The sequence below is a fragment of the Sphingobium soli genome (assembly GCF_020782245.1).
Lineage (GTDB): Bacteria > Pseudomonadota > Alphaproteobacteria > Sphingomonadales > Sphingomonadaceae > Sphingobium > Sphingobium soli.
On the sequence record NZ_JAJGNP010000025.1, the window covers coordinates 24935 to 35440 of the forward strand.

11 protein-coding genes are annotated in these 10506 nt (G+C 67.4%); 7 read left to right on the forward strand and 4 right to left on the reverse strand.

Annotation, left to right across the window (positions count from 1 at the left end):
* Positions 1-14 precede the first annotated feature (14 nt).
* From LL253_RS18660 to LL253_RS18675, 4 genes are all read right to left on the reverse strand, one after another.
* Entirely contained in the window at positions 15-335 is a 321-nt protein-coding gene (locus LL253_RS18660) for a hypothetical protein (protein ID WP_007406382.1), read from the reverse strand.
* A 59-nt stretch (positions 336-394) separates the two neighbouring features.
* The gene (locus tag LL253_RS18665) at positions 395-616 is read right to left on the reverse strand and encodes a hypothetical protein (protein ID WP_007406426.1); all 222 of its coding nucleotides are present in this window, start codon (positions 614-616) and stop codon (positions 395-397) included.
* Positions 613-1092, reverse strand: a complete 480-nt coding sequence (locus LL253_RS18670; protein ID WP_007406417.1) for a heavy metal-responsive transcriptional regulator — start codon at positions 1090-1092, stop codon at positions 613-615. The genes LL253_RS18665 and LL253_RS18670 overlap by 4 nt, the downstream gene beginning before the upstream one ends.
* 140 nt (positions 1093-1232) lie before the next feature.
* Positions 1233-1571 (reverse strand): hypothetical protein, encoded by a 339-nt coding sequence (locus LL253_RS18675; protein WP_007406371.1) that lies wholly within the window; start codon positions 1569-1571, stop codon positions 1233-1235.
* Positions 1572-1832: 261 nt separating this feature from the next.
* Between LL253_RS18675 and LL253_RS18680 the strand changes: the two genes are divergently transcribed.
* The 7 genes from LL253_RS18680 to LL253_RS18710 all read left to right on the forward strand — a co-directional run bounded on the left by LL253_RS18680 (position 1833) and on the right by LL253_RS18710 (position 10428).
* Entirely contained in the window at positions 1833-2195 is a 363-nt protein-coding gene (locus LL253_RS18680; RefSeq protein WP_007406428.1) for a hypothetical protein, read from the forward strand.
* A 77-nt stretch (positions 2196-2272) separates the two neighbouring features.
* Positions 2273-2530 (forward strand): hypothetical protein, encoded by a 258-nt coding sequence (locus LL253_RS18685; RefSeq protein WP_007683334.1) that lies wholly within the window; start codon positions 2273-2275, stop codon positions 2528-2530.
* A 63-nt stretch (positions 2531-2593) separates the two neighbouring features.
* Positions 2594-3856: a TolC family protein gene (locus LL253_RS18690; RefSeq protein WP_013039107.1), complete on the forward strand. Its 1263-nt coding sequence runs from the start codon at positions 2594-2596 to the stop codon at positions 3854-3856.
* A complete protein-coding gene (locus LL253_RS18695; protein WP_007406384.1) occupies positions 3853-5343 on the forward strand; it encodes an efflux RND transporter periplasmic adaptor subunit in 1491 nt (496 codons plus the stop codon). Before LL253_RS18690 ends, LL253_RS18695 begins: the two co-directional genes overlap by 4 nt.
* Positions 5340-8483, forward strand: a complete 3144-nt coding sequence (locus tag LL253_RS18700) for an efflux RND transporter permease subunit (RefSeq protein ID WP_007406408.1) — start codon at positions 5340-5342, stop codon at positions 8481-8483. Before LL253_RS18695 ends, LL253_RS18700 begins: the two co-directional genes overlap by 4 nt.
* The gene (locus LL253_RS18705; protein WP_007406376.1) at positions 8480-8884 is read left to right on the forward strand and encodes a copper-binding protein; all 405 of its coding nucleotides are present in this window, start codon (positions 8480-8482) and stop codon (positions 8882-8884) included. The genes LL253_RS18700 and LL253_RS18705 overlap by 4 nt, the downstream gene beginning before the upstream one ends.
* Positions 8885-9165: 281 nt before the next feature.
* Entirely contained in the window at positions 9166-10428 is a 1263-nt protein-coding gene (locus LL253_RS18710) for a hypothetical protein (protein ID WP_007683327.1), read from the forward strand.
* Positions 10429-10506: the final 78 nt, after the last annotated feature.

Below are 10506 nucleotides of genomic sequence, written 5' to 3' on the forward strand. Positions count from 1 at the left end.
CTTAGTGTGCGAGCCTACATATCCTTCATCGGCATCGCCGCATTGCCCGGCGCGGGATCGGGTGCCGGCGCGGTCTGGTTGCCGGCCCCGGCGCGCATCGCGTCATGGTCCATCGCCTGACGGTGATGCCGCTCCATCTCGGCCTGGTTGCTCATCGCGTCCATCGGCGCCGCGTCTGCAGCGTTGCCGCTGTCGGTCAGGACCGGGGTGGCGGCGACGCTGTTCGCCGCGGGCGGCACCGTCTGGTCGGCCTGGCGGTCGCAGCCCGAAAGCGCGAGCGCCAGCAACAGGCTTCCGCCGACAAGTGGAAGGGCTTTCTTCGCATGGTCGATCATGGCTTTGCTCCTTGGCTTGAAAACTGTGTCCGGGCGCCATCCCTGGCGTCCGGACCGGCTCATTGCGCGCTGCGCAGAATCCGGAGACACCGGTCGTGCGAGAGGTTCATCGGGTTGCGCCCCTGCCCCTTCATCTCGCCATGATCATGCGGCGTCTGGAGACCCATATTGCCCTCCATCGCCCGGCAACTCTCGACCTGCGCCGAGGTCGGCCGCGTGGTCACACAGGCGCCTAGAAGCAGCGCCGGCGTGAGGACGGCGATCAAACGCATTTTCTTCATGACAAAACCCCTTTCGCTCGTGGTGATCGTTCGTCCTGCGCTGCCTGATGTTTCTTGTTATGCTGCTGGTCTTTCCGCCGCGCCGTCAGGAAGGCGAGGATCGGGCAATCGGAGACCGGCACTTCGCCCGGGCATTCGTCGGCGAGCATCCGCAGCATGTCGCGGATATCCGACAGGCGCTCGAGCCGGGCTTCGGCGTCCGCGATCTTGGCAAGCGTGATATCGAGCACGGCCTGGGCATGCGCGGTGTCCGACGCCCTGAGTGCCAGCAGCTGCCGGGCCTGTTCGAGTGTGAAACCAAGCTCCTGCGCCGAGCGGATGAAATTGACGCGCTCGAGGTCGGTCGCGTCGTAGAGCCTGTAGCCCGCTGCCGTGCGCGCGGGCTCGCGCAGCAGGCCCATCCGCTCATAATAGCGGATCGTATCCCGCCCCACGCCTGCGGCCGCGGCCAGTTCGCCGATCTTGAAATTGCCCATGTCATCCGCTCGATCATGCCGGTTGGACCATGGTCCAGGGTCAAGCGGTTTCGCTTTGACCCCGAACGGTCTCCTCGTCGCCGGCGGCCCGCTGCCCCGACGCGTCGCAGGGCAGCCCGTGCCGCCGGGCCACCGGCTTGTCAGTTCTTGCGAAGCTCGACGATGTCGTGCCTGGCAGGCGTGCCGTCGGCGACGGACACGTGCGCGAAGTGATCGTCAAAGATATGGTCGATCGTCACATGGCCGACGAGCTGGCGGTGATAGGTCGGCGCCACGCCCTTGGACGGACCCGGATGGGTCACGACGCGATAGACCTCGAGCTTCTGGCCGACCTCGGCGCCATCGGCCTTGCCGATGCAGACGACCGTGCCGTTGCTGCCCGTGTCGACGATCGAGCCGCGCATGAACAGGCTGTGCCCGATGCCCTGGGCCATAGCGGGGACGGCAGCAAGCATCGAAATGCCGGCAAGCGCGACCATGAGAGTTTTTCTGACCATATTCACCTCCTTGGATGGTAAGCCACCGCCCGGACTTTGCCGAGGGGAAGAGCGTCTCTTCAGGCTTGGGACTACGGTCCCGGGTCCAGCCTCGATATACGTAGAGGCCGCAGCCGATCTTCTTCCCCGGGCCGGATCTTTATTGACGCGGAGTTGACGGAATCAGCCGTCAGCACTTCAAAATCCGCGCGGCGCGAGACTTTGGTTGGCTGCGCCCGCGAAACCCGCTAGATATCGAGGCCCGTGAAACGCCTGCTCGCCCTCCTGCTCGTCATCGGAGCGCTGTCCGGTCTCTTCGGAGCCCAGATGGCGGCCGCGCACAGCGTGCCGCAGGCGGCAGGCGCGCCGCTGGCCAAGGGCATGGATGCGGACTGCATGGCGATGATGGCCAAGCAGCAGCCTGCGCCCAGCGAAAAGCCCTGCAAGGGCCTGACGCTCGATTGCATCGCCGCGATGGGGTGCGTGATCCCGCTGGTCGCAGCGGACCTGGCAGGCGGCGTTGCGCCTGCGCGTCTCTACGACGCGCCCAGCTTCTGGACGACCGACACGATATTGACCGGCAAGGCGGTTGCGCCCGAGCCGGATCCTCCCACCAGCCTTGCCTGATTGAACGAGCACGGGCTGCGCGCATCGATCGATGCGTGCGCGCCCGGTTTCCTTCTTTTCAGTCAAAGGTTTTCGTGATGATCAAACTGCTTCCGGCCGCCCTTGTGGCGGCCCTCAGTCTCGCCGCGCCTGCGCTTGCAACCGACGCGAGCCGCACGCCGCAAGGCCATTGGGAATGGCGGTCGGCGCCGCAATATGGTCCGCGGGCGACTGGCCCTGCGCGTGTCCGCATATGGGTGCCCGACAGCCGGGACATGGCCAGCTGCGATTGCGCGATGATGCAGGCAAGCGCCGCCGACTGCATGCGCGGCGCAGTCAGGTCGGACAAGGGCTAAACCCGCTCCGGAGCGGCGCGTCACATCTTGGCGCGCCGCCTCTGTCATGAGGGGATGATATCCATGATCATGATGCCGAGGCGCGCTGTGCGACGCCTGTTGCTCTCTATCGGTGCGACGCTTGCGAGCGCCTGGGCCGTGCCGGTGTCGGCCGGCCCGCTCACCTACGAGCAGGCAGTGAGGCTCGCTGCCGCCAACGCGCCAAGCCTCAAGGCGCGCGCGGCGGCGACAGCCGGCGCCCGCTCTTCGGCGGTCGCGGCCGATCGCCTGCCCGATCCGACGCTCGACCTGGGCCTGCAGAACTTCCCGGTGAGCGGCCCCAATGCCGGCAGCTTCACGCGCGACGATTTCACTATGGCGACGATCGGGTTCAGCCAGACCTTCCCCAATCTCGCCAAGCGCCATGCACGCGCCGCGCGCGCCGCGGCCGATATCGGTATCGCCGAGGCGGGCGAGCTGGTCGAAGGCCGCAACGTGCGGCTCGAGACCGCCCTCGCCTGGGTCGATCTCTATTATGGAGAACGCCGGCTCCGGCAGCTCGACCTGCTCGATGCCAGCCTCGACGACCTGCAGAAGACCGTGACCGCACGCCTGGCGTCGGGCAGCGCGCGCCCGAGCCAGGCGCTCGAGCCCGACCAGCTCCGCGCCGCCATCGCCGATCGCCGCGCCGAGATGGCTGCGGTGGTGGCGCAGGCGCGGGCCCGGCTCGCGCGCTATACCGGCGACCCCGACCCGCAGGCGACGGGCGACCCGCCGATGCTCGATGTCGATCCGATCCGGCTGCGGGCCGGGATCGATGCGCTTCCCGCCCTGCGCGCGCAGGACGCGCGGATCGCAGTCGCCGAAGCGGACGTGCGTCTCGCGCGCGCCGACAAGCGCCCCGACTGGAAGGTCGGCGTCACCTATGGCCGGCGCGATCCCATGTACGGCGACATGGCCTCGGTCGGCGTGTCGATCGACCTGCCGCTGTTCGCCGGCAAGCGCCAGAACCCCAGGATCGCTGCAAGCGAGAGCCTTGCGCAAGGGGGTCGGTTCGACCGCGAGGCGATCCGCCGCGAGCTGGTGGCGCAGCTCGACGCCGATCTCGCAGACCATGCCATGCATCTCTCCCGGTTGCGCAATGCCCGCGAGACGCTGGTGCCACTCGCCAGGCACCGCGCCGAGCTCGACCGCGACAGCTATGGCGCCGGCAAGCTCGACCTTGGCGCCGCGCTGCTCACGACGCTCGGGCTCGCGGAGGCCGAGGTCGAGGCGCTCAACCGCGAAGCCGACGTCGCGCGCGACGCGGTCCGCATCACTATCACCTATGGGGAGGAGCGGCCATGACGCTCGATAAATCCGCGCTGCGCTGGGGCGCATCGATCCTGGCTGTCGCGCTGCTGGCCGGCGGCACAGGCTATTGGGCTGGCCATCGCCAGGCACCGCAATCGGAGGCGACCACGCCCGCCGGGGCAGGCAAAGTCCTTTACTGGTACGATCCGATGTTCCCCAACCAGAAGTTCGACAAGCCCGGCAAGTCGCCCTTCATGGATATGCAGCTCGTGCCGCGATACGCGGACGGAGGAAGCGCCGGCGCGGCCCCCACGGTCGCCGTCGATCCCGCCGCGCGGCAGAGCCTGGGATTGCGGGTCGTCGCGGCGAAGATGGGCAGCCTTGCCTCGGCCCTCGAGGTCACCGGCACGATCGACTTCAACCAGCGCGACGTCGCCGTCATCCAGGCGCGTTCGGGCGGGTTCGTGAGCCGCGTCTATGCGCGAGCGCCCGGGGACGTGGTCCGCGCCGGCGCGCCGATCGCGGACCTGCTCCTGCCCGAATGGGGCGGCGCGCAGACCGAATATCTGAGCGTCAGGCGGCTCGGCAAGCCCGACCTCACCGCGGCCGCGCGCCAGCGACTGCGGCTGATGGGCATGTCCGACGGCCTCATCGCCAGCGTCGAGCGGAGCGGACGCCCGAACGGCGTGGTGACGATCACGACGCCGATCTCGGGCACGATCCAGACGCTCGACGCCCGTGCCGGCGTGACGCTCGCCATGGGCCAGACGCTCGCCCAGGTAAGCGGGCTCGGCACCGTCTGGCTCAATGCCGCGGTGCCCGAAGCGCGCGCGGGCGATGTCCGGGTCGGCCAGAATGCCAGCACCACGCTGGCGGGCTTCCCCGGCGAGCGCTTCGCCGGCCGGGTGATCGCGATCCTGCCGACCACGCAGGCCGACAGCCGCACGCTCACCGTGCGGATCGAGCTGCCCAACCGGGACGGCCGGTTGCGGCCGGGCATGTTCGCCAGCGTCGCGCTTGGCGGCGATGCCAAGCCGGCGCTGCTGGTGCCGAGCGAAGCGGTGATCCGCACGGGCAGGCGCACGCTCGTCATGCTGGCCGCAGGCGACGGGCGCTATCATCCCGCCGAGGTCCGCATCGGCCGCGAGGCAGGCGGCGAGACCGAGATCCTTGCCGGCCTGTCGCCCGGCGAGAACGTCGTCGTCTCGGGGCAGTTCCTGATCGATTCCGAGGCGAGCCTGTCGGGAATCGAGGCGCGGCCGATCGGCGGCGGTGCGGCATCGGCGACCATCGCCGCGCCGGCGTCGAAAGCCACGCTGTACGAGACGACGGGCAAGATCGAGCGGATCACGGCCAATTCGGTGACGCTCAGCCACGAGCCCGTTCCCGCGCTCGACTGGCCGGCGATGACGATGACCTTCGCGCTCGCCAATCCGGGCATCGCGCGCGGCTTCAAGGCGGGTGACCGGGTCCGGTTCGGGTTCGACCGGCCCCCGGCGGGACCGACGCTGCGGCATATGGCGAAGGTGGCGGGCCAGTGATCGCCCATCTCATCCGCTGGTCGGTGAGGAACCGCTTCTTCGTCGTGCTCGGCATGCTCGCGCTGGTCGGCGCGGGCCTGTGGGCGGTGCGCTCGACCCCGATCGACGCGCTGCCCGATCTTTCCGACGTGCAGGTCGTGATCCGCACTTCCTATCCGGGTCAGGCGCCGCAGATCGTCGAGAACCAGATCACCTATCCGCTCACCACCACCATGCTGTCGGTGCCCGGCGCCAAGACGGTGCGCGGCTATAGCTTCTTCGGCGACAGCTTCGTCTATGTGATCTTCGAGGACGGCACCGATCTCTACTGGGCGCGCAGCCGCGTGCTCGAATATCTCAACCAGGTCCAGGGTCGGTTGCCGGCCAGCGCCCGCAGCGCGCTCGGGCCGGACGCGACCGGGGTCGGCTGGGTCTATGAATATGCGCTGGTCGACCGCACCGGCCGGCACGATCTCTCGCAGCTTCGCGGGTTGCAGGACTGGTTCCTGCGCTACGAGCTGAAGACCGTGACCGGCGTGGCCGAAGTCGCCAGCATCGGCGGCATGGTCAAGCAGTACCAGGTGCTGCTCGATCCGGTGAAGCTCGCGGCCTACGGCGTAACCCACGCCCAGGCAGTGCAGGCGATCAGCCAAGCCAATCAGGAAGCCGGCGGCTCGGTGCTGGAAATGGCCGAGGCCGAATATATGGTCCGCGCCTCGGGCTATCTGAAAACGCTCGACGATTTCCGGGCAATCCCGCTCAAGACTGCGGCGGGCGGCGTGCCCGTCCGGCTCGGCGATGTCGCCACGATCCAGGTCGGCCCCGAGATGCGGCGCGGCATCGCCGAACTGAACGGCGAAGGCGAGGTCGCCGGCGGCGTCGTTATTCTTCGGTCAGGCAAGAACGCCCGTGAGACCATCGCGGCGGTCAAGGACAAGCTCGCCGATCTCAGGAAAAGCCTGCCGCCGGGCGTCGAGGTGGTCACGGTCTATGACCGCTCGCAGCTGATCGATCGCGCGGTCGAGAACCTCACCCGCAAGCTGGTCGAGGAGTTCATCGTCGTCGCATTGGTCTGCGCCCTGTTCCTCTGGCACGTCCGCTCGGCGCTGGTCGCGATCCTGACCTTGCCGCTCGGTGTGCTGGCCGCGTTCGTCGTAATGCGGTTCCAGGGGGTGAACGCCAACATCATGTCGCTGGGCGGCATCGCCATCGCCATCGGCGCGATGGTGGATGCGGCGGTCGTCATGATCGAGAACGCCCACAAGAGGATCGAACGCTGGGAGCAGGATCACCCGGACAGACATCTCGATGGCGAGATGCGCTGGATCGTCGTCACCGAGGCGGCGGCCGAGGTCGGGCCGGCGCTGTTCTTCAGCCTGCTGATCATCACGCTGTCGTTCATTCCGGTCTTCACCCTGGAGGCGCAGGAAGGCCGGCTGTTCGCGCCGCTCGCCTTCACCAAGACCTATGCGATGGGCGCGGCCGCGATCCTGTCGGTGACCCTGGTGCCGATCCTGATGGGCTGGCTGATCCGGGGCCGCATTCCGGCCGAGCAGGCCAATCCGGTCAATCGCTGGCTCACCAATATCTACCGGCCCGCGATCGACTGGACGATGAAGCGGCCCAAGGCAGTGCTGCTGATCGCGGCTCTGGTGTTCGCCACCACGGCCTGGCCGCTCAGCCGGCTCGGCGGCGAGTTCATGCCCAATCTCGACGAGGGCGACCTGCTCTACATGCCCTCGGCGCTGCCGGGCCTCTCGGCCGCCAAGGCGAGTGAGCTGCTCCAGCAGACCGACCGCCTGATCAAGACCGTGCCCGAAGTCGAAAGCGTGTTCGGCAAGGCCGGCCGCGCCGAGACCGCGACCGATCCCGCGCCGCTCGAAATGTTCGAGACGACGATCCAATTCAAGCCCCGCGACCAGTGGCGGTCGGGCATGACGCCCGAACGCCTTGTCGACGAGCTCGATCGCCGGGTGAAGCTTCCGGGTCTCGCCAATATCTGGGTGCCGCCGATCCGCAACCGCATCGACATGCTCGCGACGGGCATCAAGAGCCCGATCGGGGTCAAGGTGTCGGGCAGTGACCTCGCCGAGCTCGACCGCATCGCGCATGATGTCGAGACCGTGGCCAGGAGCGTGCCCGGCGTCAGCTCGGCGCTCGCCGAGCGGCTGACCGGCGGACGCTATGTCGATGTCGACATAGACCGCGCCGCCGCCGCGCGGTTCGGGCTCAACATCGCCGACGTCCAGGCCATCGTCTCCGGCGCGATCGGCGGCGAGACGATCGGCGAGACGGTCGAGGGCCTCGCCCGCTATCCGATCAGCGTGCGCTATCCGCGCGAATTGCGCGACAGCCTCGAAAGGCTGCGGGCGCTACCGATCCTGACGCCCGCGGGCCAGCAGATCACCTTGGGCACCGTGGCAAACGTCTCGATCGCCGAGGGACCGCCGATGCTCAAGACCGAGAATGCCCGGCCTTCGACCTGGGTCTACGTCGATGTGCGCGGGCGCGATCTTGCCTCGGTGGTCGGCGATCTGCAGCGTGCGGTGGCGAAACAGGTCAGGCTCTCGCCTGGGGTCAGCATCGCTTACTCTGGCCAGTTCGAATATCTCGAGCGCGCGGTCGACCGCTTGAAGCTGGTCGTGCCCGCGACGCTGCTGATCATCTTCGTGCTGCTCTACCTCATCTTCGGCCGCTTCGACGAGGCGGCGCTGATCATGGGGACGCTGCCGTTTGCGCTGACCGGCGGCATCTGGACGCTTTATCTGCTGGGGTTCAACCAGTCGATCGCCACCGGGGTCGGGTTCATCGCGCTCGCCGGCGTCTCCGCCGAGTTCGGGGTGGTGATGCTGATCTATCTCAAGAACGCGCTGGCCGAGCGCGGCGCACATCCGGACGCTGCCGAGGTCGAGGCCGCCGTGCGCGAAGGCGCGCTGCTGCGCGTCCGTCCCAAGGCGATGACGGTGGCGGTGATCCTGGCCGGCCTGCTGCCGATCCTGCTGGGATCAGGCGCGGGTTCGGAGGTCATGAGCCGGATTGCCGCGCCGATGATCGGCGGCATGCTGACCGCGCCCTTGCTCTCAATGTTCGTCCTGCCCGCCGCCTACCTGCTGTTGCGCCGGCCCAAGACCGATCCCATCCCTCAACCCGTTTCATCATGAAGGAGAAGACGATGAACCATGCACGACTGACCATTGCCCTCGGCCTCGCCGCCCTGACTGCCGCGTGCGGCAAGAAGGCGGAGGCCCCCGTTGCGACTGAGACCAACGAGGCGGCGCCCGCCGCGACCATGAGCGGCGACATGGGCAACATGTCGATGGCGCCTGACGCGAACGCCGCGATCAAGGCCAAGGGCCATGGCACCGTCACCGCGATCGACAAGGCGGCAGGCACGATCACGCTCGATCATGGTCCGATCCCGGAGGCCAAGTGGCCCGCGATGACGATGGCGTTCAAGGCCGCGCCGTCGATCACCGATGCGGTCAAGGTCGGCGACAAGGTCGATTTCGACCTCTCGCTCAAGGGCAGCGATGGCGAGGTCACCGCGATCGCAAAGCAGTGATCCGCTAAGTTCGACCGGAAAAAGCTGGTTGCGGCGCCGCTCCCGGGCGGCGACGCCCGTGCCGGCCGTCTGCCTGGCTGTGCGCCCGGTCGACGGTTGCGACCGGCAACGCCCAATGCCAGCGGCGTTTCCCTGCGCGATCACCGACAATTTGAGCACGCTTCGCGGATCGCACATTGAACGTGCAAGCCGCCCTTGCTCGCGATAGCCTGAACGGCAAGGAGCCCAGTTTAGATGACCCAGCCAGTATGACCTTGTTACCCGCGACACATCATGATCTCGTGAGCGAGCTTGTCCGTCGTTGGCGAGACGATCCCGGCGCCACCTATCGCTCCTGGTTTCTGTGGGACGAACGGCTGAAAAACTTCCGCTCCATCCGTCGCGGGCTGCAGCAGGTGGTCGCAGAAATCGAAAGTGGGCGGTTCGGCGTCGCCTATCGCGGCTCGTCACTGGAAACGGTTGTCCACTCGATCGCCGAACAGCGGCAGATCTTCAAGGGCGCCGACCATGCCTGGCTGTGGAAGCCCAAGCTGCGCATTCCAGACATCTACGAAAGCCCGGACAACCAGCGGGCGTTCGGTCGCCTGCTCGACAATTGCTCGTGCTGCGATACCGCCGAGGAGATCATCAGCCACATCCGCAGCATAGACGCGCTCAAGATCAAGGGGCTGGGGCCGGCGGCGGCCAACCTGCTCTATTTCCTTCACCCGACGCTGGTGCCGCCCTTCAATACCGCGATCGTCAAGGGCTACAATGCCGTCACCGGCGCCAAGGTGAAGCTCGGGTCATGGGATCATTTTCTCGCCATGCGCGCCGGCATCCTCGACCTCAACGACCGTTACCGCGAGTTGCTCTCCAACGATCTCGGCGCGATCGGCGGACTGTTGTTCGACATTGGCTCGGGCCGCTATCCCGCGCCACCGCTGGAGGATGACGCAACGGCGGCCGACGACTGGCTCGGCAGATTGGAACATGCCAGAGCGGAGGCAAGCCGGCTCGACAAGACAGCCGCCGCGCAGGGCGAAACCGATCGCACGCACGCCGAAATCCAGGCCTGGCTGCGCGACCTCGGCCATGCCCTCGGTTACGATGTGTGGATCGCCGCCAATGACCGCGGTCGACTTCACGCTGGCTGCCCGCTTGGACAGGGATGCCTCGAGCGCCTTCCAGACGCCATTGCGACCTCTCCCGGAGCGGACTCGATCCGCCTCATCGACGTGTTGTGGCTGGCGAAGGGTGGCGACGGCGTCGCCGCCGCGTTCGAGGTTGAACATTCGACCTCGATCTACTCGGGGATCGTGCGCATGCTCGATCTGGCGCTGTCGGGGAGCGATCTGCACGCTGCCGCCGGGCTATTCCTGGTCGCACCGAATGCGCGCGAGCAGGACGTTCGCGCGCAACTCCGTCGCCCGGCTTTCAGCCGTATTGCCGATCTCGACTTCGCCTATCTGCCCTATGGCGAGCTGGAGAGAAACAGGGACGCGATCGCTCGTTTTGGAACGGGATTGAAGGCCATCAAGGCGATCTCAAGCCCCCTTCCCTGAAAGGGGGCGTTTGCGGGAGGGGGCGGAATCCTACGCCAAGCTCGCCCAGATAGCCGGCGCGAGATCTTACTTGTTGCT

Bases quoted from the DNA above. Each gene is read 5' to 3' on its own strand.
- LL253_RS18660 (WP_007406382.1), bottom strand. From the start codon at position 335: ATGATCGACCATGCGAAGAAAGCCCTTCCACTTGTCGGCGGAAGCCTG.
- LL253_RS18665 (WP_007406426.1), bottom strand. From the start codon at position 616: ATGAAGAAAATGCGTTTGATCGCCGTCCTCACGCCGGCGCTGCTTCTA.
- LL253_RS18670 (WP_007406417.1), bottom strand. From the start codon at position 1,092: ATGGGCAATTTCAAGATCGGCGAACTGGCCGCGGCCGCAGGCGTGGGG.
- LL253_RS18675 (WP_007406371.1), bottom strand. From the start codon at position 1,571: ATGGTCGCGCTTGCCGGCATTTCGATGCTTGCTGCCGTCCCCGCTATG.
- LL253_RS18685 (WP_007683334.1), top strand. From the start codon at position 2,273: ATGATCAAACTGCTTCCGGCCGCCCTTGTGGCGGCCCTCAGTCTCGCC.
- LL253_RS18690 (WP_013039107.1), top strand. From the start codon at position 2,594: ATGATCATGATGCCGAGGCGCGCTGTGCGACGCCTGTTGCTCTCTATC.
- LL253_RS18695 (WP_007406384.1), top strand. From the start codon at position 3,853: ATGACGCTCGATAAATCCGCGCTGCGCTGGGGCGCATCGATCCTGGCT.
- LL253_RS18705 (WP_007406376.1), top strand. From the start codon at position 8,480: ATGAAGGAGAAGACGATGAACCATGCACGACTGACCATTGCCCTCGGC.